This is a genomic window from Salinimicrobium profundisediminis, from assembly GCF_026241755.1.
Taxonomy (GTDB): domain Bacteria; phylum Bacteroidota; class Bacteroidia; order Flavobacteriales; family Flavobacteriaceae; genus Salinimicrobium; species Salinimicrobium profundisediminis.
The window spans coordinates 1-23,724 of sequence record NZ_JAPJDA010000025.1 but is presented as its reverse complement, the minus strand read 5'-3'; the positions used below and the strand labels follow the sequence as shown (position 1 = coordinate 23,724).

Below are 23,724 nucleotides of genomic sequence, written 5' to 3'. Positions count from 1 at the left end.
TCACTTTTTGATGTACAAATAAGAGGCTTCAAAAATGCCATTTTTGAAAAGTTTTCTGCCATTTTTGCCATCTTTCAGGATATCAAATTAATTCCGGCAAAAGTAAATTTTGGCTGTAATTTCCTTAAATCTTCAAAAAGCACTTGTTTAAGCTTTTGAACATTTTCAGCTTTAAAATTCCGCAGAGAATTTGCACAGAAGATCTTTCAGGATAAAAACTGAAATACTAGACCTTTTTTTGATCTACTTCCAGGTTTTCCTTGTTACTTTTAAACGGCCTTATGATCAATCTTGCCGCTTTATCAAAGTTCACGTAATTGTAGACCCAATTAAAGAAAGTAATGAGTCGGTTTCTAAAGCCGACAAGAAAATACAGGTGGATAAACATCCAGATAAACCAGGCAAAGAAGCCGCCAAATTTCAATTTTCCGAGATCTACTACGGCTTTGTTTCTTCCCACAGTGGCCATGGTACCTTTGTCATTATAAACAAAGGGTTCCATTTTTTCCCCTTTTAGGATGCGCTTAAGGTTCTTTGCCAGGTGTTTCCCCTGCTGTATCGCGGGCTGCGCAACCATGGGATGCCCTTTTGGATAATCTTCATTGCTCATAAGAGCAATGTCTCCAATGGCGAAGACATTCTCGTAACCTTTCACCTGGTTAAACACGTTAACCTCATAACGATCGGCCCTATCTACCAGTGCCGATGCATTCAAACCTTCTACCGGTGCACCCGAAACTCCTGCCGCCCATATAAAAGTGGAGGTGTTAAACGTGAGGTCTTCTTTATTTGTAGTCACTTTTTGACCATCGTACTCCTGTACCATCACATTAAGATGGATTTCTACCCCGAGATCTTTAAGGAATTTTTCGGCTTTTTTGGAAGCTTCGGGACTCATTGGCGGCAAAACCCTGTCTAGCCCCTCAATAAGATGGATTTTCATTTCGGAAGGATCGAGATCCCGGAAATCTCTGGGCACTATGTGATTGCGCACTTCGGCAATAGCGCCGCAAAGCTCCACTCCGGTGGGGCCGGCACCGGCAATCACAAAGTTGAGCAAAGCCTTCCGTTTTACGGGATCTGATGTGATTACTGCCTGCTCAAGATTTTCAAGGATTAAACTGCGAATATTAAGTGCCTGCGGAATGGTCTTCATCCACATGGCATTTTTCTGAATGCTCTCATTTCCGAAGAAATTAGTGCGCGAACCTGTGGCCAGTACAAGATAATCGTAAGCCAGCTCGCCAATGGAGGTTACAATTTTATTTTCTTCAGGAACAATACGCTGAACTTCGGTGAGCCTGAAATAACCATCTGTACTGTGGCGGGTGATCTTACGTAAAGGATAAGCTATAGAATCGGGTTCGAGGCCCGAGGTGGAAACCTGGTACAACAAAGGCTGAAAGGTGTGATAGTTGTGACGGTCCAGCAAAACCACCTGCAATTTCTCCTTTAAAAGGTGCTTTGCAATTGAAATTCCTGCAAAACCACCACCTACAATGACCACACGAGGGTATTCAGAAATGGGAATATTCATCTTATATAAGCCTTTCTTTCAAAGTTAGAGCTTTCCGCAGAATAAAAAGAAGATTAATAAATTTTAAGGGAATTGTAACAAGATCGCTACTTTCACTACTAATTAAGAACCTAAACAATCTTGTGAAGAAAGAACTGGAACATGAATTTGTAAGTCATCTTGAAAAGCACCAGAACATAGTGCACAAGATTTGCCGCATGTATACCAATGACCAGGAATCTCACAATGATCTTTTTCAGGAAATTACCATTCAACTTTGGAACGCCTACCCAAAATTTAGAGGTGATTCAAAATTTAGCACCTGGATGTACAGGGTAGCTCTTAACACGGCTATCACCCTCTATAGAAAATCGAAAAAACAACTGCGCACCCAGAATTATGACGAGGTAAGTTTTAAAATAAAGGCAGATGTTTATGATGATGAGGTTGAAAAACAACTACAATTAATGTATAAAGCGGTAAAAGAACTAAATGATATCGACAAGGCTTTGGTCTTTTTATACCTGGAAGACCAGTCTTACCGGGAGATTTCTGAAATGCTGGGGATATCTGAAGTCAATGCACGCGTGAAGATGAACAGGATCAAAAAGACCCTAAGAAATATTTTAAATCCGTAGTACCTACCACATGGATGAACTAGAATTTTTAAAACAAAACTGGAAAAAGCAGGAAGAGAATCTTCCAAAGCTTTCTTATAATGAGATCTACAAAATGATCTGGAAGAAATCCTCTTCCATCGTTAAATGGATCTTTGTAATTAGTATTGTAGAGCTGCTTCTTTCTTCTTTGTTCACCATTTTTATGGCCGATGCCGATTACTGGGAGCAAATGGAGCAACTACACCTTAAAAAGATCCAGATTGGAATGTATGTGATTAGCTACCTCATCACCTTCTATTTTATCTATTGCTTCTACCGCAATTACAGGAGAATTTCTTCTACAGACGATGCTGCAACGCTCATGAAGAATATTCTTAGAACCCGAAAAACTGTAAAGACCTATATCGCATACATCCTTATTTCAACCGGATTATATTCTGTAATTATTACCTACTATACCATCCAAAACCACCAGCTGGTACAGGAGGTGACCGATTCTTCCAAATATACTTTTGATGTTGTAGACTGGATTAAATTTGCCGTAGCCGGTTGCATTATACTCGGTGTATTCCTCCTCGCTCTATGGCTGTTTTACAGGTTGATCTACGGAATACTTTTGGGCAGGCTCAAAAGAAATTACAAAGAGTTGAAAAGGCTGGAAATGTAAATATGGTGGTTTCTTACGTAGAACTACTTCGGAAGTTACTCGTCGCGGATTACAAATCCGCGCCATCAGGATCATTTTAAATCTGAACACTGAGCACTCTTTTAAAAAAGCTCGTCGCGGATTGCAAATCCGCGCCATTCAAAAACTGCTAACTGACCACTGAATACTGAATCAATTCTTAGAAAAACGCGTCGCGGATTGCAAATCCGCGCCATTCAAATCTGAACACTGAGCACTGAATACTGAACACTCTTTTAATACTCCCACTGTCGGGTTTTGTTCAGGGCCTCCATCGCTTCCAGTTCTTCCTGCGGAATTACCTTCAGGAAAGACGGATGTTGTTCAATAGCATATTCCAGTTTTTCTACAATTTCCTCAATGGTTTCGTTATCATAATCAATCACCAGTGGTTCCTTGATCTGAAAACTCTGTAAAATGCCTTTTTTACGAACCCTTAATCCTTTTTTGTCAAAAGAACGCCTGAAACCATCAATAACAATAGGAATAACAACCGGTTTATATTGTTTTATGATATGGGCTGTACCTTTTCTAATGGGTTTAAAAGGCTTTGTGGTTCCCTGCGGAAAGGTGATCACCCATCCATCTTCTAAAGCTGTTCCGATATTTTTATGATCGTTGGGATTTACTTCCCGCTGTACTTCTTTCCCTTTTTCGCGCCAGGTCCTTTCTACCGAAACTGCCCCGGCGTAAGCCATTATTCGGGTGAGGAGGCCTGAATTCATGGTTTCCTTGGCCGCAACGTAATAAATATTGAGCTTTGGTTGCCATATATAACCCACGTTCTTGATAGAATCTACCCTCCCGCTTAATGCAGCATTAAATACGTGAAACATTGCAGTGACATCGGCAAAATAAGTTTGGTGATTTGAAACAAAGAGTACATTATTATCGGGCAGGTTTTTGATTATTTCAGATCCTTCGATCCTGAGTTCATTGAAACCTCTGTATCGCCTGTGTGAGAGCACTCCGAAGATGCGGATGAGCCATTTTTTCAAGTAAAGATAGTGCCCAAAAGGATTCTTTTTCAACATCCCCATTTATTCCCTGAGATTTTTACGAAACAACAAAGATACTTAATTAAAACTTACAGCAGCTGCCTGAGGATCTCTTTCATCTCACTCAACATCATTGCGGTAGCACCCCACACTACATGCCCGTTAAGAAGAAATGCAGGCACCTCAATATTTGTGGCGTATGAAGTAGAGAGGGTCTCTTTAATTAAACAGGATTCACTCATAAATTCCTCAAGCTTAATCTCCAGTACAGCTTCTACTTCATCCTCCTGTGGTATGAGCACCGGAGTCTTCTTCATAACTCCCATAAATGGATGTACCCAAAAATTACTTGGCGGGATATAAAGCCTGGTCATCTCCCTTACTATTTCAACCTCGTGTTGTGGAATTCCTACTTCTTCTTCTGTTTCACGAAGGGCTGTGTGCGCAAGGTTACGATCCTCAATTTCCACCCTGCCTCCCGGAAATCCTACCTGGTTGGAATGTACTCCCTTATAGGTTTTTCTAAGGATCAAAACAAATTTTGTTTCTCCCTGTGGCCCCGGATAAAACACCGATAATACCGCCGCCTGCTTCGGGTTTTGCTTATCAATATTCAGATTTTCCAGTTCTTTCATCCGCAGCATTGGCGCCAATTTGAAGTGCGCGTCATCGCCCGAAAGATTAATTTTCCTTAAATTCGGACTTAGATTAAGAAAATCCTGAAAATTCATGAGATCTAATTTTTTGCTGATATTAATTTTGGCCACTGCCGTTTTTGCAAGTTGTGAAGATAAACAATCTTCTACAAAAAATGAGGTGGAAACCATGTTAGAGGAACCCGTACAACCCGATTCTGCCCGTGTAGATAACACCAAGGTAGATGAAGTTGTAGAAGCTGAAGTAGAAAAGAAAGAAAAAAGGAAAGGGCCACTACTCGTGCAGGAAGAATTGATCCCTTTCCTGATGGAGTACGGGAAAAAACACGATGAGAATAGGGTGCGGATCAAAACCCGCTTTGGAAATATTGATGTCGAATTGTTCCGGGATACTCCTCTTCATCGCGCAAACTTTCTTTATATGGTAAACCAGGATTATTATGACGGCACTTTTTTCCATCGTGTTGACGAAGGATTTGTTATTCAGGGAGGAAATTCAGATAACCCCGATACCAATATTAAGCGCCACCGGATTGGAGACTTCTTAATTCCGAGCGAATTCGATGCCGGGCATAGGCATGTGCGAGGCGCTCTTGCAGCTGCAAAATATGCCGAGCAAAATGTAAGTAAAGCATCTTCCCCTTACGAATTTTACATAGTTCAGGATCATGATGGCTCCCCACACCTCAACAATGATCATACGGTATTTGGACGTGTGATCTCGGGTATGGACGTGGTTGACGAGATCAACAAAGTCCCTACAGACGATAGTGAGTGGCCCCTGCGCAACATCCACATTGAAATGGAAATCCTTGATTAATTACTGCCTCGTGTAATAACTGTAATCTTTAAGCACAGTCTTAAGGAACTGTACCGGTTTATCTTCGGGAGTAACCCCAAGTAAATCTGAAACCCTGTTAGAAAGTTTAGCAATAACCCTGTAATTGGAGCTGGCAAGGGATGATCTGTAAATCTCTTTGATCTCCTGCACATCACGATCGGAAAGCATAGTGACCTGCGGGTAAACCGGCCGGTAATCATCAGGAACATTTACCAGCAGGGTATTATCCAGCCCGGTGCGTACCCTTTCAGAAATAACAGTGGTACCAGCGGCAAGATCTCCAAGGCGCTGCCCTTTTCCGTTTAACAGGATAGTAACCACTGCCACGCTCCCACTGGTGATGGTAATATCTACAATTCTCAATAACCAGCGCACCATATAATTGGAAAACGCAGGTTTTGAACCGTCAAGTTTCACTACTCTTAACTGTAAAGCTGCCTTACCCGGGGATTGCCCATTCCACAAACTCTCCCATAGCAAAAAATACAGCAGCAGGGGTAGCAGCACCACACTCATAAAGAGCCATTCCTGCCCCTGATTGCCATCCAGCCCTCCCATAAGCATGGTTACTATAATGACGTAAGCCAGCATCATAAGGCCATCAATAAGATATGCGAGAATACGCTCTCCTACCCCCGCAACATTTTGTGTAATACTTATATTTTGAGCTGTTTCAATTTGAAAATTATCCATTTAATATGTTTCTTTGAGACAAAATAGCAAAGAATGCGCGAGGCCGCTTTTGTGAAGCAAAATAAGGATAAATGGCAAAGATTTGAAAGGGCCCTGCAAAATAATGCTCTTTTGCCTCCCGGCGAACTCTCCTCGCTCTACCTTGAGGTGACAGATCATCTAAGTTACGCACAGACTTTTTATCCCGGCAGCAATACGCTGCACTATGTCAACGGCCTGGCTTCAAGGGCTCATCAAAAGATCTACAGGAATAAGAAAGAACCTAAAAACCGGTTTGTAACTTTCTTTACTGAAGAATTCCCCCGTGAGTTCTACCAATACCAAAAGCAGTTACTACTGGCTTTCCTGGTGTTTGTACTTTTTGTCGCAGCAGGAAGTTTCTCTGCAGCAAGTGACGGTGCATTTGTACGTTCTATTTTGGGAGACGCATACGTCAACATGACTCTTGATAATATCGCTAATGACGACCCCATGGCCGTATACAAAAAAATGGGGGAAATGGAAATGTTCCTGGGGATCACCATCAACAATGTGAGAGTGGCTTTGATGGCTTTTGTCTTGGGGATTTTCGCAGGCTTGGGAACCCTGTTCATCATCATGCAAAATGCCATTATGCTGGGCTCCTTCCAGTATTTTTTCTATGAAAAAGGCCTGCTATGGGAATCGGTAAGAACCATCTGGATCCACGGGACCATAGAGATCTCTGTGATCATAGTTGCTGCCTGCGCTGGTCTGGTTGTAGGGAAAGGAATTCTTTTTCCCGGCACCTACTCCCGCCTTACTTCGTTTATTAACGGAATAAAAGCCGGACTCAAGATCGTGATTAGCACCGTTCCCTTCTTTATCCTCGCCGGATTTCTTGAAGGCTTTGTGACCCGACATACAGAAATGCCCGACTGGCTGGCGATATTAATTATTTCCGGCTCCCTTGCCCTTATCCTGTTTTACTACGTTTTTTATCCAATCATATTACACCGAAAACTACCTGATGAACCAACCAATTCAATTCCGTAAACAGCGCGAGCTGGGAGATATTATTACTGATACCTTCAAATTTATACGCCAGAATTTCAAGCCACTTTTCAAAGCCATATTCAAGATCACAGGACCTGTTTTTGTCATTCTCATCCTGGCGATAGGTTATTATTCTTACCTGGGAATGGACCTGTTCTCTAATCCATTTTTGAATGATAGTTCAGAGGTGAATATTGAAATGTTCATCATTGCAATATTTGTTCTTTTCTCCTCAATGGTGGCATTTTACATACTACTTTATAATACCGTACTTCATTTCATAAAAAGTTATATTGAAAATTCGGGAGTCGTAGACTATTCTGAAGTTGTTAGAGGTGTAAAGAATGACTTCGCGAAGATGCTGGGTCTTATTATACTGGTAGCGATCATCACCTTTTTCGCCTTCTTTTTATGTGTGCTCCCGGCAATTTATGTTTGGGTTCCATTATCCCTTGCGCCGGCAATGCTCATTTTTGCCCGCACCTCAGTAATAGATTCCATTAGTTATTCCTTCAGCCTTATTAAAGACAACTGGTGGAATACATTTGCCACACTTTTTGTGATCACCCTGCTCATTTACATCATAAGCCTTATTTTTCAGTTCCCGCTTATGGTCTATATGTTCATCAAAGCCATGACTATGTCGGAGGAGGGCAGTATTGCAAATCCTGCCGATCTTGTGGACTGGGTGTATGTGTTCTTTAATGTTCTTTCTTCAGTCTTTCAATACCTGCTTGCGGTTATTGGGGTGGTAGCTTCAGCTTTTATTTATTACCATCTTGATGAGAAGAAGAACGCCACAGGTACTTACGAACGTATCTCAAACCTGGGGTCTTAAAAATGGCAAAATTCTTCCTCATTTTTTTCTTCGGATTTAGTCTTTCGGTATTTGCCGGTGAGCTTGTAATGCCGATGCAAACTGCGGAAGAAGAGCTGGTGCCTTTAGATTTTTCCGAAGAAACCATTGAGAAATTCCAACAAGACCCAGATTATGATTATTCTGAAGTAACGGCCGAAGATAACTGGTGGACAAATTTCAAGCGTTATTTAAGCCTGCAATGGCAACGGTTCCTGGATTGGATCTTTGGAGATTATGAAGCTCCATTCCTGCTCGCTTTTTTCCTGAAGATCCTGCCTTATCTTTTGCTTGGTTTACTGCTGGCTCTTGTGCTCTACCTCTTTACAAAATTAGCTCCCGGAAATAACATTTTTGGAACCCCATCTGGCGGAGAGGTTCATTTTAGTGAAGAAGAAAAGATCATTAAGACCCGAGACATCAGGAAATTAATAGATAAAGCCGTAGCAGCCGAAAATTACCGGCTTGCCATACGCTATCATTTCCTTTACATCCTTCAGCAGTTATCCAGAAAGGAATTAGTGAGCTACGATGCGGCAAAAACCGATGAAGAATATGTACTGGAAATCCAGGATACACAACTTCAGAATAGATTTAGAAGATTGAACCGGATCTACGATTTTGTGTGGTATGGAGATTTTGCCACCACGGCTACAGATTATCAAAAGATAAAAAAGGAATTTGTTACAACCGAAGAAATAATACAACCACAGCATGAGCAAAGCCTATAAGATCTCTCTCGCCCTGCTCGTTTTGCTGCTGGTGTTTCTCACCTGGCTGGAAGCGAATGAACCGCAGGAAATTAACTGGATCCCCAGTTATGCTGCCTTAGATAAGATTCCGCTGGGCACAAAAGTGCTTTTTGAAAACCTCAAACAGCAGGATCTTGACCTGCAGGAAGTCAATATTCCTCCCTATGAATTTCTGAACGACTCTACTATCTCCGGAACCTACTTTTTCCTGAACAACAGCCTTGGATTTGATGAACCAGAATTAAAAAGAATACTTACCTGGGTTGCCAGAGGAAATACCGCATTTTTCATCGCCGAAAATTTTAGCCAGAATCTTCTTGACACTTTAAACCTGAAGATGGAAACCCTGGTACCCAAAAAGGGCATTTCTTCAAAACCTTTTTTGAATCTTAAAGATCCGGCTCTTGAGAATAATCGGCCTTTTCTCTTTGATAAAGAAACTTATCAGGATGTTTTTATCATACCCGATTCCTTACCTAAAGATGTGCTGGGAGTAACGCAGCTTCAGCAAGATTCAGCTAAAATAACTGCTCCAAAAATCAACTTTTTGAGGGATACTGTGGGGAAAGGAATGGTTTATTTACATTCCACACCAAAAGCCTTCAGCAATTACTTCCTGCTACAGGATAATAATGCAACTTACGCTGAAAAAGTTTTTGCTTATCTTCCTACCCAACAACCTGTATTTTGGGACCACTACTACAAGACCGGCAAATCTTTTTACACCTCTCCCCTGTTTGTGATCCTGAACAGTAAACCACTGCGCTGGGCCTACTATTTTGTGATTATAGGCAGCCTGCTGTTCATCATTTTTGAAGGGAAGCGCAAACAGCGAAGTATACCTGTCATTAAACCGCTGCAAAATCAAACGCTCGACTTTACCCGGACCATCGCCGGATTGTACCTTGACCGCGCGGACTATAAAAGTATAGCATCAAAAAAGATTGCCCTATTTTTGGAATACGTGCGCTCTCAATATCGCGTTGCTACTAACGAAGTAAACCAGGGTTTCTACGATCGCGTAGCGGCAATGAGCGAAAATAACACCAAAGAAGTAGAAAGATTATGGCAATTTATGGAGAGACTTGAGAAAAAAAACTCGGTATCCAAAGAAGAATTGCTGGAGTTAAACAAGGCCATTTCGGCTTTTAAAAAGAAGTAAATGGAAAACGAAGAAATAAAGAACGACGAGATCACTTTTGAAAACCGTATTCCGCTTGAGGAATTAAAGTCGGCCGTAGAAAGCTTGAAAAAGCAGTTATCGGGAATCATCATTGGGCAGGAAAGGTTTATTGAACTTCTTATCGTGGCCCTGCTTGCCGATGGTCATGTACTCATAGAAGGTGTCCCCGGTGTAGCGAAAACCATCACTGCCAAATTGTTTGCCAAAACCCTTAAAACCGGATTCAGCAGAATACAGTTCACGCCCGATCTTATGCCGAGTGACGTGCTGGGAACTTCGGTACTTAATTCCAGGACTTCGGACTTTGAATTTAAACCGGGTCCGGTGTTTTCAAACATTGTTCTCATTGATGAAATTAATCGCGCTCCGGCAAAGACCCAGGCGGCACTTTTTGAGGTCATGGAAGAGCGACAGATCACCATAGACGGCAAACAGCACAGCATGCCACCGCCATTCATGGTGATTGCCACTCAAAACCCCATTGAACAGGAAGGAACTTATGCCCTTCCCGAAGCGCAACTGGACAGGTTCCTTTTTAAGATCAATGTAGATTATCCTTCAATGGAGGAAGAGATTGAGATCTTGCAGTCACACCACGAGCGGCAGGGAATTTTACCCCAGGAAAAAATTGAAGCCGTTCTCGATCCTGAAAAACTACAGGTGCTGCGCACGCAAATCCAGGGGATAAGGATAGAAAAGAAGTTACTTGGTTACATTGCTGAAATTATTAGTAAGACTCGAAATCACCCGCACCTTTACCTTGGGGCTTCACCACGGGCTTCCATTGCAGTTATGAATGCGTCTAAGGCAGTAGCGGCTGTAGATGGAAGGGATTTCGTCATCCCCGAAGATATTAAGAAGGTACTGGAGCCGGTGCTTGGCCATCGCATCATTTTGTCTCCCGAACGTGAAATGGAAGGCAGCACCACGGCCGGTGTTATTGATATGATCACTCATTCTGTAGAAATCCCGAGATAATTGGTACATTTTTTCAAGTCACTATATCTCCATCAACGGTTCTTTGTGATCGTTTTCACCCTGGCGGCAGGTTTCCTGTTTTCCTATTGGATCCCGTGGCTTTATCCGGTTTTATGGATCCTGACTGTCCTATTCCTACTCATTGTCCTGGCCGATATTGTTGTCTTGTACAAAAGCCCCGGGATCACTGCTGAAAGGATCCTTCCCGATAAATTTTCCAACAGCGATGAAAATTCAGTGGAAGTTTTGCTTCGGAATCTGTACAGTTTTAAAACCCAGGTAGAAGTTATTGACGAAATCCCCGTACAGTTCCAAAAAAGGGATTTTTCATACCTCACCAAATTACCTTCAGGGATATCAACCTCTTTCAACTATTCCCTGCGACCGGTGGAGCGGGGAGAATATTTCTTCGGAAGTTTAAATGTCTTTGCCTCCACTCCGCTGAAACTGGTCAAACGCCGGAAGAAGTTTGGAAAAGAACAAATGGTGAAAGTCTACCCTTCTTTCATTCAGATGAAAAAATATGATTTCCTGGCTATAGATCGCAAGATCTCACAACCCGGATTGAAGAAAATAAGGAAGATTGGGCATACCATGGAGTTTGAGCAGATCAAGGACTATGTAGCGGGAGACGATGTGCGCAGCATAAACTGGAAAGCCACTGCAAAACAGGGAGGGCTTATGGTGAACCAGTACCAGGATGAACGGTCGCAGCCTGTGTATTCTGTGATAGATACAGGCCGTACCATGAAAATGCCTTTTAATCATCTTAAGTTACTCGATTATGCAATTAACAGCGCCCTCGCATTTTCAAATATTGCTCTAAACAAGAAAGACAAAGCCGGTTTGATCACATTTTCCAGCAAAATGGAAAAGATACTCCCTGCAAGTTCCAAAAAAGCCCATTTGAACCTGCTGTTGGAATCCCTCTACAATGTTAACACACAGTACCGGGATTCAGACTTTGGACTTTTGTACACCCATTTAAACCGAAGACTTGCACAGAGAAGTCTACTCCTGCTATACACAAATTTTGAACATCTAAGCGCCTTGCACCGGCAAATGCCCTACCTGTTGGCTCTATCAAAAAAGCACCTGCTTGTGGTCATCTTTTTCGAAAATACCGAACTGGAAAATTTCATCTCTTCCCCTGCTAAAAAAGTGCCGGATATTTTCAATCAAACCATTGCTGAACAGTTTAGCTACGACAAACGATTGATGGCAAAGGAGCTTCAAAAACACGGAATCCAAACCATTCTCACACGACCCGAAGATCTAACGGTGAACACTATCAATAAATATCTGGAGATCAAAAAGAGGGGAATTCTTTAGGTTTTTCGGGAGGTAAGAAGGAAGATGCAAGAGTTGAGATTTTTGGTTTTCATAGAAAAAGAATGTCTTCATCATATGTAATCTGGCCTCCAATCATATCCTGTACCTACGGCACAGAGAGTTTCCATGTCGTTTCTTTACCCACAGTTCGTCCCTACGGGACGTAGAATTCATCAAAATAAATTTCCGCTATCCACATTGTGTCCCATGAGACCAAATTATCCTCAAATTTTTTTTCCCGTTAGGGACAGCATACGGTAGAATTAAGAAAAAAACCAAGTGTGCCTTTAGGTACGGGATAGTTTTCATGCGGCTTTTTTCACCTACAGCTCGTCCCAACGGGACGTGAAATAAACATTTGGAACACCACTCCACTGTCTTATCTAATTAAGAGCCTTCTTATAGGTTTCCAGCGCTCTTGCCCTGGCAAATTTGTGGTCAACAATCGGTTCCAGGTAACCGGCTCTAAAATCTTTGATCCAGGTTTTCACGTATTCGAGTTTAGGATCAAATTTCTTGAGTTGTGATTCGGGGTTAAATATTCGGAAATAAGGAGCAGCATCACAACCGGTACCAGCAGCCCACTGCCAGTTCCCATTATTAGAAGCCAGTTCGTAATCCAGAAGTTTTTCAGCAAAATAAGCCTCCCCCCAGCGCCAGTCTATCAACAAGTGCTTACATAGGAAACCTGCAACCACCATACGGACCCGATTATGCATCCACCCGGTTTCATTTAATTGACGCATGCCGGCATCTACAAGAGGATAGCCTGTTTCTCCCCTGCACCATAATTCAAATTCCGTTTCATTGTTTCGCCACTGAATGCGGTCGTACTTTCTTCGGAAGTTATGATGCTCTACATGAGGAAAATGATAAAGGATCATCATGAAGAATTCCCGCCAGATGAGTTCGTTAAGCCAGGTTTCATTTTGCTGTAGCGCCTGTTTGACAAGGTGACGAACACTTATAGTCCCAAACCTTAAATGAGCTCCGGCCTTGCTGGTACCATCAATGTAAGGCAGGTCCCGATTCTTGTGGTAGTACTTTATTAATTCTTTAGAAAGATCTGCTTCGGCAACTTCAGGATCTATAGTCTCAAATCCAATTTCAGCTAAAGAAACGATTGGTTTATTTGGCCTTTTTAGCAGGTTAGACAAAAAATCTTCCGAAGCAAAATCTGGAACAGCTTTTTGGTACAGCTGTTCTTTCCATTTTTTTGAATAGGGCGTAAAAACGGTATAAGGAGTGCCATCGGGTTTAAGGACATCATCCTTCTCAAATATTACCTGATCTTTATAGCTATGGAATTCAACCCCGTGAGCTAATAAAAATTCAGAAACTTCTTTATCTCTTGTGCGGGCGTAAGGCTCGTAGTCATGGTTGATGAATACTTCCTGAACAGGGTACTTAAAAATGAGCTTTTCAAATGCCTTTTTTGGCAGGTCATGAAGTACAAGCAAGGAAGCCCCGAAATGAGATAATTTAGCATTTATCTTCTCCAGCTGGCGATAAATAAAATTAACCCGCCGGTCTTTTTTGTTTGAAAGCGTATTGAGAATGGCAGGATCAAAAATAAAGATAACCTGCACAGGGCGGCCACTGTTGAGAGCGTGGTAGAGTGCAGTATTGTCAAAGAGCCGCAAATCTCGTCGCAGCCAGCAAATCGCTATGCCTTCTTCTCCTTCATTTTTTGCCATGGTGAGTATTTTCTATTCTTATATCCGTGGATGTTACTGCTGATAAAAAGTACGACGGCGGCAGCAATAGCTGTATAAAAAATAAGATTTTCATCCCCTTTATTTGCAATTCCCACAGCGACCAGCCCCCAAACACCAACCAGCGCAAATTCTCTCATATTGCGTATCCAGGTAATTAAGAGATTTATAATTGTAGCAACAGCAATCATAATCAAGGTCCATAATACTTCAGAAATTCCGAAGCCATTCCAGCCAATGTCGGTAAGATATGCAGCAGTATTTGCTATTAATGCTACGGTGATCCATCCTGAATAGAGCGAAAAAGGCCACCAAACAAAAGCGATCTCAGATACCGGCTTGTCGTCTAGCTCCATCCTGGTTTTGAAAACAATGATTAAAAGAGAAATAAGCAGTAGCGACATTACCAGTACCGAAAGTGCCGTGAGATGGTTTAGCCACGCAAATATCCAGCTCATGTTAAGGAGGCAGGTGATCACAAACCACCAGCCGATTGTGGCTGCTATTTTCCTGCCGCGCGAAGAGACGATTTGATAGGTTACAAAGCCTGCCAGCCCTAAATAGATCAAGCCCCAGATGGAAAAAGCATATCCTGCCGGTGTGAAAAGATTCTCATATTCGGCAGAAACAGATCCCATGGTTTCACCGTTGATAGCCCCGGTGTTAGACAGGTAGTTTAAGGCTACCATGAGGAGAAATGCAATAATATTTGCTATCTGGATGGTCTTTTTCATAATAATGTGGTTTTTAAATTGGAGGCTGCAACGGCTTTTTTGCGATTTAAAAGATATCTGTAGATAAGAAGGTTCATCAGGATCAATTCGGCACCATAAAAAGCATCTTCTACAGGAATGGTTCCAACGCGAAAATTCATAAATTCTTCAGCATTGTACCACACAACCGGTTCTTCGATCCAGCTTCCGGTAAGCACCCCATTGACGAGAAAAAAAGGGATTAACAGCACTCCATAGATCATATAGAACCTTGTTAACCATGAAATTTTCAGAACAAACTGTGCGTATAAAAGCAGCAAAGCGAAACTGATAAAGGTAGTTGCCGTGTATACTCTTTGGAAGTAAATAATTCCAAAAATGAATAAAAATGCCACCAGGCAAAGCGTGATGATTTTTTGCATTTTTGGGCCTCCCAATTTGTCGAGGAAGAGATCCAGGCAGTGAAATGTAAAGACGCAGGCATAAGGAATGCAGAAAAAGAAAAGTACCTCCTCTACAGGTAGGTTTCCTACTTTAATACCTGTAAGGTAACGTTCATTAAAGCCCCAAACGCCCATTTGGGTAAATAACATATCCCACAGCACGAAGGCTAGTCCCGTAAGAAAAACCGCCGGAAAGAAAGCGCCCCAGGTCTTGTGAAACTTCAGTTTAGGATGAAAGGAAAACAGGAACGGAATAATTATCGTAAAAAAGTTAACCAGCAGGTAAGTGTATTGCATCAGGCAGTTTTTCTTTGTTCCCTAAAATATTTCATTGGCACCCACAGCATTCCGAAGCATTCCCCATCCTCTTTACCTATATGTTTATGATGCATTTTATGGGCCCGACGAATGGCTTTAAAATAGGGATTGTCTGCCTTGCGCAACACTTTAAATCGCTGATGGATAAAGATGTCATGAACAAAAAAGTACGCCATCCCGTAAAGTGTAATTCCCAGTCCTATCCAGAAAAGGAAATTATAACCGGCTTCCATACCCAGGTAAAGGCACACAATGCCGGGAACCGCAAAAATGAGGAAAAAGAAATCGTTGTGTTCAAAGAAACCCTTTGACTCTTTTTTGTGGTGGTCTTTGTGTAAAGTCCATAGCAGCCCGTGCATGATGTATTTATGGGTAAACCACGCAACACCTTCCATAGCAAGAAAAGAGGCAAGGACTATAAGAAAATTTATTGCAATTGTTTCCATCATATTTTTTTTAGTAATTCCAATTTACTGAATTTCAACCGGCTAATCCAATTTTTCTTTTTCTGAAGTTGTAAGACCTTTTGAAGTTTTGAGGTACTTCAGGATCATGTTTTGAAGTACAGGATCTTTAATATTCCCCACCCCATTGAGCAACAAGCGCTTGTCTTCATCCAGGTTATCTCTATACCCCAAAAAACCCGGGGCTTCGGCCTGTACGGCAAATCTCAGGAAGCGCAGTTCAAGATTATTTTTATCGGCTGCAATTGCGGTGCCCAGAATGTCTTTCCCTTTATTAAAGTGCGACATCTTTTTAAACGGATTGCCTACATACTTGGCCATCATCATATGTCCCGCTGCTTTATACCCCATCATCACAGGATTTGTAAAAGTATTTGCTTCTGAAATTTTCAAAAGACGTTCTGCTGCCTCCTCATTTTCTACAGCACGGTCATACAACATTCTTGCTTCTGAAAGATTTATATCCTGAGCGAACATTCCGCCAGTCATCAGCAGAAAAATCATGATAATATTTTTCAAACCATTCTCATTTTGCATTCCAATAAACTATTGATCATCAAGCCCACTTTCCTGCCATTATTTATTCTAATCCTGCCTGATAGTACACGCTTTGCCGGCAATCTCTTGATCTTTTTAAATAAGGACTGATAGTAAACATATGCCAGGTAAACGCCACCTTTTGATGAAGCAGGAAGCATCTTTATTCCCTGCAGGGCAATGCTAAAATCTTCTTCGATCTCCTGTTCGATTTGCTTTTTAGCCTCCCCAGAAAAGTTTTCCATATCAACCTCGGGAAAATAAGTTCTTCCCAAAACATGGTAGTCATCTTTCAGGTCTCTAAGAAAATTTACTTTTTGAAAGGCAGCACCCAGCTTCATAGCATAGGGTTTAAGCTCTGCAAACATTTTTTTATCTCCGCCGGTAAAAACGTGCAGGCACATAAGGCCTACCACTTCGGCAGAACCTAAAATGTACTGCTGATATTTTTCATCGGTATAATCCACTTTTTGAAGGTCCATTTCCATGCTCTGCAAAAATGTATCGATAAGCTGAGTATCTATGTCGTACTGATGTACCACTTCCTGAAAAGAATTCAGGATAGGATTTGCAGAGATCTTTAACTCGAGAGCTTCATAAGTATCTTCACGAAATTTTCTAAGCAGGTATTCCTGGTCATATCCTTCAAAACTGTCAACAATCTCATCGGCAACCCTTACAAATCCGTAGATAGAATAAATTGGATCACGCAGCCGGTCATGCAAAAAATAGATTCCCAGCGAAAAACTGGTACTATAGGAGCGTGTAGTGAGCCGGCTTACCTGTACCGACAAATCATCAAACAGTGACTTCATACTTCTTCTTTTTTAATTCCTTAATAACTTGTTCTGCCGCGATCTTGCCCGAGATGAGCGATGGAGGCACTCCCGGCCCGGGAACGGTAAGTTGCCCTGTATAAAATAGGTTCCGGAGTTTTTTGTTCCTTATTTTCGGCTTTAAAATGGCAGTTTGTTGCAAGGTATTTGCCAGCCCGTAGGCATTCCCTTTGTAGGAGTTGTAATCTTCAATAAAATCGGAGACACAATAACTCTCCTTATAATCTATCTTTCCGGAAATTTTTCGCCCTATTTGTTTTTCTAATCTCTTGATCATGATTTGAAAGAACTTTTCCCTGGTTGGTTCTTCATCCTTTAATCCAGGCGCCAAAGGCATAAGCAGGAAAAGGTTTTCGTGGCCTTCGGGAGCTACAGTGTCATCGGTTCTTGAGGGGCAGCACACATAAAATAAAGGTTTTTTTGGCCAGTTAGGTTCTTTGTAGATTTCAACTGAATGCTCAAAAAGATCTTCATCAAAAAAGAGGGTATGATGCTCCAGCTCAGGAATTCTTTCTGAAACTCCCAAATAATAAATAAGACAGGACGGCGCAAAGGTTTTATTTTCCCAGTACTTTTCGCTGTAATTCTGATGTTCCTTCTGAAGTAATTTCTCCTCAACATGGTGATAATCGGCAGCTGCCACAACTGCATCAAACTCAATTTCTTCGCCGTGTACTTTTAGGCTTTTCACGCTTTTATCAGTTGCGATGATCTGCTCTACGGGTGCATCAAGATAAATTTGCACTCCCTGGGCTTTAGCAACTTTGACCATTGCTTTGATCACACTTCCAAACCCACCCTGCGGGTACCAGGTACCCAGCTTGAGCCCCGCATAATTCATAAGGCTGTAAAGGGCCGGCGTATCCTGAGGCATAGCTCCCAGGAATAACACAGGAAATTCCATAAGAGCGATCAGCTTTGGATCTTTGAAATATTTGCGCACGTGTTTACTAAAAGAGGAAAACACCTGCAATCGCATAGCCCCTTTTATAAGATCAAGGTCTACAAACTCGGTAAGGGAAATACCCGGCATATACACCAGTCTCTCCATGCCCTGCTCATATTTATACTGGGCCTCTTCCATGAATTTATCGAGTTTGGCGGCACTTCCTACTTCAATACTCTCGAAAAGCTCCCGTAACTGATCGTAATTTTCTAGTATGCTCAATTTTTCATTCTGCGGAAATACCACCTCAAAAGAAGGGTCCAAAAGGTCAAGTTTATAGAGATCCTGCACTTTGTACCCAAAGTCGCCGAAGAATTTTTCAAACACATCGGGCATCCAGTACCAGCTTGGTCCCATGTCAAAAGTATAACCACCTGAAGTTTTTAACTGCCTGGCTCTTCCGCCTGCACTGCTGTTCTTTTCGAATAAGTGCACCTCGTGACCTGCTGCCCCAAGATAAGAAGCTGCACTCAACCCAGAAAAACCTGCTCCTATAATTGCTATTTTTGACATCTTTTAGGCTACTTTAATATGTTTTAGTTCACGTTGCAGGTCTTCAACTTTTGCAATTTTCACCAGGTTATCACGGGTCGAAATTTCTTCGGAATCTGTTCCCCTGCCTGCCACAAAAATCTTTCTTTGCCCGGCCACCTGCTGGAGCTCTTCCAGGTATTCTTCAATATATTCAGGCAAATTACACCTAACCATAAAAAACAGCAGGTTATTAATATGAAGATCATTAAGGCATTTCTCTACTGAAGCCAAAGGCACATTTGCCCCCAGGTAAATCACATTTCTACCTCTGCTCCTCAATAAAAAGTTAGAAAACAGAAGCCCAAGTTCATGAAATTCATCTTCTGGTAAAAACAGCAACCAGGGTTCTCCTCCTTCAGTAGTTGCCGGCATAGAATCTATTGCGGTAAACATTTTTTGTCGCAAGAGATTAGAAATAAAATGCTCCTGGGAAGGAGGAATATCATCTACAGACCACATAAGGCCCACCCGGTCTAACAAGGGGCAAATAATTTCCATATACATTTTCTCAAGGCCAAACTTTAAAAGGCAGTGAGAAAATACCTTTTCGAAGTTGGCCTCGTCATAGCTCATCCCGGCAGCAATAAGCTGGTTGATGAAATACTGATAATCATTCTCTACCCCGGCCTCTTTTTCATACTCCATTCTCATCCGGAAAAGTTCTTCATCGCTTAGAGCACAGAGTTTGGAGATTTTATTTCCGGTAGGTAATAAAGCAACTATATTAAGGAGCCTTCGCAACTGCGCACCGTCATAGTAGCGCGTATTCCCTTCAGATCGGTGAGGGTTAAGCGCATTATAGCGCTTCTCCCAAATACGAATCGTATGAGGTTTTATTCCTGAAAACTGGGAAAGCTGACTTATGGAGAACTGATCCATTGTTTAAATATTTTAACCCAAATTTAAACATAAAATGTTTTGATATATGTTAATTCTGGATTAATATTACCAAAAAATATTTGTACACCCGGCAGCAACAAAAGCTTGCATCGATCTAAATATATGAAAATAAGCCTTTTGAAAGGAGCAGAGTAATTAAAAGAAATTTTGTAAAGGAATAATTATCTTTGAGAAATATGAAACATACCAATAAAAGCCTGTTGCTAAAAGGCCTTAAATTTCTCGCCGGTGCACTACCTCTAAGCTTTGTGGGGCCTGTAGTACTCTTTAGTTCCTTTAAAAACACAGATAACCCCTGGTTTCTTCCGGTTCTTATTTTCGCATTGATTGCTATGGCCGCAGCCATTTACCTCATGTTTAAGGGAATAAACACAGTAATGAAAGCGCTGTTTGATTAGGTGTCAAAAATGACAATTTAAAAACACTTTCTTGAAAAAATTAATCTTCTTCTCTTTGCTCCTCTCCTGCATTTCGATGTGGGCACAGGAAACCCTCGTGATTAATGGTGTGGTAAAAGATGCCCAGAACAACGAGACCCTGGCCGGGGTAAATATTCTTTTCCCTGAACTACAAACGGGAACGGTGACCAATGACTACGGATTTTACTCCATAAAGGTTCCTGCAGGTACCCATAGAATTGAGGTGTCTTACCTGGGATACCAGTCGGTTTCACAAAGGATAGATGTGCAGAACGACATAAAACTGAACTTTCAGCTAAGTACGGCAGCGCAGGACCTGGAAGAGGTGGTGATCACCGATGACAGTGAACGGCTTAACATAAGGAAGCCTGAAATGAGCGTAAATAAGCTCGAAATTGCTACTATACAGAAGCAACCTGTAGTTTTTGGAGAGGTAGATATTGTAAAATCCCTGCTTTTACTTCCCGGAGTTTCAAATGCGGGAGAGGGTTCTTCAGGTTTTAACGTACGCGGTGGTGCAGCCGATCAAAATCTTATTTTGCTCGATGAAGCCACTATCTATAACTCCAGCCACCTGTTTGGATTGTTTTCGGTATTTAATCCCGATGCCATAAAGAACCTGAAACTTTATAAAGGAGGTATACCCGCCAAATACGGCGGAAGGGTATCTTCTGTCCTCGATATTTATCAAAAAGATGGAAATAGTCGGAAATTTGAGGCTAATGGAGGAATTGGACTCATTTCCAGTAGATTGCTGGCGCAGGGACCAATTGAGAAGGAAAAGAGTTCATTTCTAATTGGAGGCCGAAGTTCATACGCTCACCTATTTTTAAAACTAACTGATAATGAAAATTCTGCGTATTTCTATGATCTCAATACCAAGCTGACTTTTAGGCTCGACCAAAGAAACACTATTTTATTTTCGGGTTATTTCGGGAGGGATGTGTTTAATTTGAGCGACAGTTTTAAAAACATTTATGGGAATTCAGTTTTCAACCTTAGATGGAATCGGGTTTTAAAAGATAATATCTTCAGCAATCTTTCTCTCATATACAGCGATTATTACTACGGTCTCACCTTAGATTTTGTAGGATTCAACTGGAACAGCGGGATAAAAAACTTCAATTTCAAATATGATCTCGACCATTATCTCAACAGGAACCTGAGCCTGGACTACGGTATTCATTCTACCTGGTATGAGTTTAACCCGGGAGAAATAGAGCCCAATTCGGCTTCTTCAGGAATTATTCCGAGAGAACTTATCAAGAAATACGCTTTAGAATCGGCTGTATATTTATCGGTTGAACATACAATTTCTGAAAAACTTTCCGCAGAATATGGTATTAGGTACAGCAACTTTTTGAGAATGGGACAGGAGGGGCTCAACCTTTATGATGAAAGTCCGGTAACATACAACGAGCGGTTTGGGATTTATCAGGAAGCCGATCCTGTAGACGTAAAGACTTCAGAAAAAAGTGAGGTGGAGCGCTCTTTTGGAAATTTTGAACCCCGGCTTGCCCTGGCCTACTCTTTTGCTGAAGATCAAAGCGTGAAGCTTAGTTATAACAGGATGACCCAGTACGTACACCTTATAACCAACACCAGTTCTCCTACGCCTCTAGATGTATGGACGCCTAGTGGAAAATATATCGAACCCCAATCCCTGGACCAGGTAGCAGCAGGATATTACAGAAATTTTGCTAATGATGAATATTCGCTTGAAATTGAAGGCTATTATAAAACTCTGCGAGACCGACTTGATTACATAGACGGTGCAAACCTTATTGCAAATGATGCTATAGAACAGGTGATTTTACCTGGAGAAGCCCGGGCTTATGGCGCAGAATTACTGCTGAAAAAAAATAAAGGAAAATTCACCGGATGGCTTGCCTATACCTTATCAAAATCTGAACAGCGCACCCCCGGAAGAACACCTATAGAGCCCGGAATCAATAATTCGGAGTGGTATGCCACCGCTTACGATAAGACGCATGATGTTTCATTAACTGCTACTTATGAGGTGAGTCAAAAATGGGATTTTAGCGCCAACTTTATTTACCAAACAGGTCTTCCCACAACTTATCCTACCGGACAATATGTTTTCGAAAACATGACGATCCCTGTATATGCGGATCGAAATAGTAACCGACTTCCTGATTATCACAGGTTAGATATTTCAGCTACTTACACCCCAAAAAAGAGATCGGCAAAAGCTTATAGTTCTTCATGGAATTTTGGACTCTACAACGTATATGCACGTAAAAATGCGGTTTCGATTAACTTTAGGGAGAACGATGATACCTCGGTCAATGAAGCTGTAAAACTTTCGCTTTTCGGCATAGTGCCCTCTGTGACCTACAACTTTAAATTTTGACGATGAAAAAAATTGGGTTTTTACTGCTGTTTATGATGCTCATCTCATGTGAAGAGGTGATAGATATTGATTTGGAAGAAGCTGAACCACGACTCGTCATTGAAGCCTCTCTGGTGTGGAATAATGAAGAAGAAACGAATATACAGAGCATTAAACTTACTACAACGGCACCTTATTTTGATGACGAAGTACCACCGGTAACCGGCGCCAGTATTAAGGTTACTTCGGAAACAGGCCAGGAATACCTTTTTGAAGAGGTAAGCGAGGGAATTTACCAAAATGACGATATCACCCCTGAAGAGAATATTACCTACCAGCTAGAGGTGATCTATGAAAACGAAGTCTATACTGCCACAGAAGAGTATTACACCACTCCCGATCTGCTTTTCGTCGAACAGGAACTGGGTGGGTTTTCAGGAGATGAATATGAGTTTAAAGTATTTTATGAAGACCCTGCAGATGCAGAGAATTTCTACTTTTTTAGATACCTGAACGAGCAATATTCACTTCAAATATATAAAGACGAATTCACGAATGGCAACCAGACTTTTGCATTTTTTAGTGACGAAGATGCAGAAGAAGGTGATTTAGTGCTGTTCGAAATCCAGGGAATCTCCGACGGATTTTACGATTACATGTTCATACTGCGTTCTCAGGCCGGGACTTCGAATGGCGGTCCTTTTCAGACTCAGCCCAGCATTGTGAGAGGAAACATTGTAAATCAGACCAATCCTGAAAATTTTCCTTTCGGATATTTCAGGCTTTCTGAAGTTGACGTTCTCACTTATGAAGTGAAATAGTAATACGTTAAATTCTGCTGAATTCTGTTATATTACCTGAAGTAAATTTTGAGGAAAGAATACCCTCCCCGTCCTTCGAACTTCCCTTCCCTGAAAAGGAGGGATGTTGATATTCGGTTTCAAATACAACTTTCACGTTTGTCAGTTTCCCTTCTCTCTGATGAGGGGTGACCACAGGCCTGGGTGGTGCATCTTTCCGGGAAGTTGTTTTGGTTGACCCGGCACGGATTGCAAAATCCGCGCCAGCGGGGTGTGCGCATTTATCAACCTGCCACTTGTCTGAGGAGGGGTGGATCCGCCGGGAGGTGGAGACGGGGTGGTGCATGTTTCCAGGAAGTTGTTTTGATTAACCCGGCACGGATTACAAATCCGCGCCAGCCACATTTCGGAAGTGAGACCCTCCCCATCCGCCTGCGGCGGATTGCCCCTCCCTAGAAGGTAGGGGTGCTGAGATTTGGTTCCAGATTAAGCTTTTGTACTGCAATCCCCACACTCTGAGGAAAGGGTAGCCACAGGCCTTGCTGATTTTAGGGCATAAAAAAACCCTTCATCAAATAAATGATGAAGGGTTTAAAAGAAAGGCGGCGACATACTCTCCCAC

24 protein-coding genes are annotated in these 23,724 nt (G+C 41.8%); 12 read left to right on the top strand and 12 right to left on the bottom strand.

Annotated features, from left to right (window positions below; all coding sequences use genetic code 11):
• Positions 1-226: 226 nt before the first annotated feature.
• Positions 227-1,537, bottom strand: a complete 1,311-nt coding sequence (locus tag OQ279_RS14345) for an NAD(P)/FAD-dependent oxidoreductase (RefSeq protein ID WP_266070689.1) — start codon at positions 1,535-1,537, stop codon at positions 227-229.
• A 122-nt stretch (positions 1,538-1,659) separates the two neighbouring features.
• On the opposite strand from OQ279_RS14345, the gene OQ279_RS14340 reads away from it, so the two are divergent.
• Together OQ279_RS14340 and OQ279_RS14335 are read left to right on the top strand one after the other, a co-directional pair.
• A complete protein-coding gene (locus OQ279_RS14340; RefSeq protein ID WP_266070688.1) occupies positions 1,660-2,154 on the top strand; it encodes an RNA polymerase sigma factor in 495 nt (164 codons plus the stop codon).
• A 10-nt stretch (positions 2,155-2,164) separates the two neighbouring features.
• The gene (locus OQ279_RS14335) at positions 2,165-2,803 is read left to right on the top strand and encodes a DUF8845 family protein (protein ID WP_266070686.1); all 639 of its coding nucleotides are present in this window, start codon (positions 2,165-2,167) and stop codon (positions 2,801-2,803) included.
• Positions 2,804-3,057: 254 nt separating this feature from the next.
• Here OQ279_RS14335 and OQ279_RS14330 read toward each other — a convergent pair whose 3' ends face one another.
• On the bottom strand, positions 3,058-3,861 hold the full coding sequence (locus OQ279_RS14330) for a lysophospholipid acyltransferase family protein (protein ID WP_266070685.1): 804 nt from the start codon (positions 3,859-3,861) through the stop codon (positions 3,058-3,060).
• Between the two features lie 47 nt (positions 3,862-3,908).
• Positions 3,909-4,550, bottom strand: a complete 642-nt coding sequence (locus OQ279_RS14325; RefSeq protein WP_266070684.1) for an NUDIX hydrolase — start codon at positions 4,548-4,550, stop codon at positions 3,909-3,911.
• Between OQ279_RS14325 and OQ279_RS14320 the strand changes: the two genes are divergently transcribed.
• Positions 4,549-5,295 carry a peptidylprolyl isomerase gene (locus OQ279_RS14320; RefSeq protein ID WP_266070683.1) on the top strand — a complete coding sequence of 249 codons (747 nt, stop codon included), beginning with the start codon at positions 4,549-4,551 and terminating at the stop codon, positions 5,293-5,295. The two genes, OQ279_RS14325 and OQ279_RS14320, sit on opposite strands and share 2 nt — an antisense overlap.
• On the opposite strand, the gene OQ279_RS14315 is transcribed toward OQ279_RS14320, so the two are convergent.
• Positions 5,296-6,009: an RDD family protein gene (locus tag OQ279_RS14315; protein ID WP_266070682.1), complete on the bottom strand. Its 714-nt coding sequence runs from the start codon at positions 6,007-6,009 to the stop codon at positions 5,296-5,298.
• A gap of 33 nt (positions 6,010-6,042) precedes the next feature.
• On the opposite strand from OQ279_RS14315, the gene OQ279_RS14310 reads away from it, so the two are divergent.
• Genes OQ279_RS14310 through OQ279_RS14285 form a run of 6 tightly spaced genes read left to right on the top strand, consistent with a single transcriptional unit; the run spans position 6,043 to position 12,124 of the window.
• Positions 6,043-7,023, top strand: a complete 981-nt coding sequence (locus OQ279_RS14310; RefSeq protein ID WP_266070681.1) for a stage II sporulation protein M — start codon at positions 6,043-6,045, stop codon at positions 7,021-7,023.
• Complete coding sequence (locus OQ279_RS14305) at positions 6,998-7,861, top strand: hypothetical protein (protein WP_266070680.1); 864 nt, start codon at positions 6,998-7,000, stop codon at positions 7,859-7,861. The genes OQ279_RS14310 and OQ279_RS14305 overlap by 26 nt, the downstream gene beginning before the upstream one ends.
• A 2-nt stretch (positions 7,862-7,863) precedes the next feature.
• A complete protein-coding gene (locus tag OQ279_RS14300; RefSeq protein ID WP_266070679.1) occupies positions 7,864-8,610 on the top strand; it encodes a DUF4129 domain-containing protein in 747 nt (248 codons plus the stop codon).
• Complete coding sequence (locus OQ279_RS14295; RefSeq protein WP_266070678.1) at positions 8,594-9,793, top strand: DUF4350 domain-containing protein; 1,200 nt, start codon at positions 8,594-8,596, stop codon at positions 9,791-9,793. The genes OQ279_RS14300 and OQ279_RS14295 overlap by 17 nt, the downstream gene beginning before the upstream one ends.
• Complete coding sequence (locus OQ279_RS14290; protein ID WP_266070677.1) at positions 9,794-10,792, top strand: AAA family ATPase; 999 nt, start codon at positions 9,794-9,796, stop codon at positions 10,790-10,792.
• The gene (locus OQ279_RS14285; protein ID WP_266070676.1) at positions 10,793-12,124 is read left to right on the top strand and encodes a DUF58 domain-containing protein; all 1,332 of its coding nucleotides are present in this window, start codon (positions 10,793-10,795) and stop codon (positions 12,122-12,124) included.
• Between the two features lie 383 nt (positions 12,125-12,507).
• Here the strand turns inward: OQ279_RS14285 and OQ279_RS14280 are convergent, their stop codons facing one another.
• The 8 genes from OQ279_RS14280 to OQ279_RS14245 are packed head-to-tail and all read right to left on the bottom strand — an operon-like array spanning position 12,508 to position 19,509.
• The gene (locus OQ279_RS14280) at positions 12,508-13,821 is read right to left on the bottom strand and encodes a cryptochrome/photolyase family protein (protein ID WP_266070674.1); all 1,314 of its coding nucleotides are present in this window, start codon (positions 13,819-13,821) and stop codon (positions 12,508-12,510) included.
• A complete protein-coding gene (locus tag OQ279_RS14275; RefSeq protein WP_266070673.1) occupies positions 13,791-14,573 on the bottom strand; it encodes a TspO-related membrane protein in 783 nt (260 codons plus the stop codon). Before OQ279_RS14275 ends, OQ279_RS14280 begins: the two co-directional genes overlap by 31 nt.
• A complete protein-coding gene (locus OQ279_RS14270) occupies positions 14,570-15,292 on the bottom strand; it encodes a lycopene cyclase domain-containing protein (protein ID WP_266070672.1) in 723 nt (240 codons plus the stop codon). Before OQ279_RS14270 ends, OQ279_RS14275 begins: the two co-directional genes overlap by 4 nt.
• A complete protein-coding gene (locus OQ279_RS14265; protein ID WP_266070715.1) occupies positions 15,292-15,759 on the bottom strand; it encodes a sterol desaturase family protein in 468 nt (155 codons plus the stop codon). Before OQ279_RS14265 ends, OQ279_RS14270 begins: the two co-directional genes overlap by 1 nt.
• 42 nt (positions 15,760-15,801) lie before the next feature.
• Complete coding sequence (locus OQ279_RS14260) at positions 15,802-16,281, bottom strand: hypothetical protein (protein ID WP_266070671.1); 480 nt, start codon at positions 16,279-16,281, stop codon at positions 15,802-15,804.
• 11 nt (positions 16,282-16,292) lie between these two features.
• A complete protein-coding gene (locus OQ279_RS14255; RefSeq protein WP_266070670.1) occupies positions 16,293-17,129 on the bottom strand; it encodes a phytoene/squalene synthase family protein in 837 nt (278 codons plus the stop codon).
• Complete coding sequence (gene crtID / locus OQ279_RS14250) at positions 17,113-18,609, bottom strand: bifunctional phytoene desaturase/3,4-desaturase (RefSeq protein WP_266070669.1); 1,497 nt, start codon at positions 18,607-18,609, stop codon at positions 17,113-17,115. Before crtID ends, OQ279_RS14255 begins: the two co-directional genes overlap by 17 nt.
• 3 nt (positions 18,610-18,612) lie before the next feature.
• Positions 18,613-19,509: a MerR family transcriptional regulator gene (locus tag OQ279_RS14245; RefSeq protein WP_266070668.1), complete on the bottom strand. Its 897-nt coding sequence runs from the start codon at positions 19,507-19,509 to the stop codon at positions 18,613-18,615.
• Positions 19,510-19,706: 197 nt separating this feature from the next.
• Between OQ279_RS14245 and OQ279_RS14240 the strand changes: the two genes are divergently transcribed.
• From OQ279_RS14240 to OQ279_RS14230, 3 genes are all read left to right on the top strand, one after another.
• Complete coding sequence (locus OQ279_RS14240) at positions 19,707-19,928, top strand: DUF6095 family protein (protein WP_266070667.1); 222 nt, start codon at positions 19,707-19,709, stop codon at positions 19,926-19,928.
• 76 nt (positions 19,929-20,004) lie between these two features.
• A complete protein-coding gene (locus OQ279_RS14235; RefSeq protein WP_266070713.1) occupies positions 20,005-22,323 on the top strand; it encodes a TonB-dependent receptor in 2,319 nt (772 codons plus the stop codon).
• 2 nt (positions 22,324-22,325) lie between these two features.
• Entirely contained in the window at positions 22,326-23,123 is a 798-nt protein-coding gene (locus OQ279_RS14230; RefSeq protein WP_266070666.1) for a DUF4249 domain-containing protein, read from the top strand.
• Positions 23,124-23,724: the final 601 nt, after the last annotated feature.

What these genes read in the sequence shown, in the direction of transcription:
- OQ279_RS14345 (WP_266070689.1), bottom strand. Translation starts at nt 1,537, where the DNA reads ATGAATATTCCCATTTCTGAATACCCTCGTGTGGTCATTGTAGGTGGT.
- OQ279_RS14335 (WP_266070686.1), top strand. Translation starts at nt 2,165, where the DNA reads ATGGATGAACTAGAATTTTTAAAACAAAACTGGAAAAAGCAGGAAGAG.
- OQ279_RS14330 (WP_266070685.1), bottom strand. Translation starts at nt 3,861, where the DNA reads ATGGGGATGTTGAAAAAGAATCCTTTTGGGCACTATCTTTACTTGAAA.
- OQ279_RS14320 (WP_266070683.1), top strand. Translation starts at nt 4,549, where the DNA reads ATGAGATCTAATTTTTTGCTGATATTAATTTTGGCCACTGCCGTTTTT.
- OQ279_RS14325 (WP_266070684.1), bottom strand. Translation starts at nt 4,550, where the DNA reads ATGAATTTTCAGGATTTTCTTAATCTAAGTCCGAATTTAAGGAAAATT.
- OQ279_RS14315 (WP_266070682.1), bottom strand. Translation starts at nt 6,009, where the DNA reads ATGGATAATTTTCAAATTGAAACAGCTCAAAATATAAGTATTACACAA.
- OQ279_RS14310 (WP_266070681.1), top strand. Translation starts at nt 6,043, where the DNA reads ATGCGCGAGGCCGCTTTTGTGAAGCAAAATAAGGATAAATGGCAAAGA.
- OQ279_RS14305 (WP_266070680.1), top strand. Translation starts at nt 6,998, where the DNA reads ATGAACCAACCAATTCAATTCCGTAAACAGCGCGAGCTGGGAGATATT.
- OQ279_RS14300 (WP_266070679.1), top strand. Translation starts at nt 7,864, where the DNA reads ATGGCAAAATTCTTCCTCATTTTTTTCTTCGGATTTAGTCTTTCGGTA.
- OQ279_RS14295 (WP_266070678.1), top strand. Translation starts at nt 8,594, where the DNA reads ATGAGCAAAGCCTATAAGATCTCTCTCGCCCTGCTCGTTTTGCTGCTG.
- OQ279_RS14290 (WP_266070677.1), top strand. Translation starts at nt 9,794, where the DNA reads ATGGAAAACGAAGAAATAAAGAACGACGAGATCACTTTTGAAAACCGT.
- OQ279_RS14280 (WP_266070674.1), bottom strand. Translation starts at nt 13,821, where the DNA reads ATGGCAAAAAATGAAGGAGAAGAAGGCATAGCGATTTGCTGGCTGCGA.
- OQ279_RS14275 (WP_266070673.1), bottom strand. Translation starts at nt 14,573, where the DNA reads ATGAAAAAGACCATCCAGATAGCAAATATTATTGCATTTCTCCTCATG.
- OQ279_RS14270 (WP_266070672.1), bottom strand. Translation starts at nt 15,292, where the DNA reads ATGCAATACACTTACCTGCTGGTTAACTTTTTTACGATAATTATTCCG.
- OQ279_RS14265 (WP_266070715.1), bottom strand. Translation starts at nt 15,759, where the DNA reads ATGGAAACAATTGCAATAAATTTTCTTATAGTCCTTGCCTCTTTTCTT.
- OQ279_RS14260 (WP_266070671.1), bottom strand. Translation starts at nt 16,281, where the DNA reads ATGATTTTTCTGCTGATGACTGGCGGAATGTTCGCTCAGGATATAAAT.
- OQ279_RS14255 (WP_266070670.1), bottom strand. Translation starts at nt 17,129, where the DNA reads ATGAAGTCACTGTTTGATGATTTGTCGGTACAGGTAAGCCGGCTCACT.
- crtID (WP_266070669.1), bottom strand. Translation starts at nt 18,609, where the DNA reads ATGTCAAAAATAGCAATTATAGGAGCAGGTTTTTCTGGGTTGAGTGCA.
- OQ279_RS14245 (WP_266070668.1), bottom strand. Translation starts at nt 19,509, where the DNA reads ATGGATCAGTTCTCCATAAGTCAGCTTTCCCAGTTTTCAGGAATAAAA.
- OQ279_RS14240 (WP_266070667.1), top strand. Translation starts at nt 19,707, where the DNA reads ATGAAACATACCAATAAAAGCCTGTTGCTAAAAGGCCTTAAATTTCTC.
- OQ279_RS14235 (WP_266070713.1), top strand. Translation starts at nt 20,005, where the DNA reads ATGTGGGCACAGGAAACCCTCGTGATTAATGGTGTGGTAAAAGATGCC.
- OQ279_RS14230 (WP_266070666.1), top strand. Translation starts at nt 22,326, where the DNA reads ATGAAAAAAATTGGGTTTTTACTGCTGTTTATGATGCTCATCTCATGT.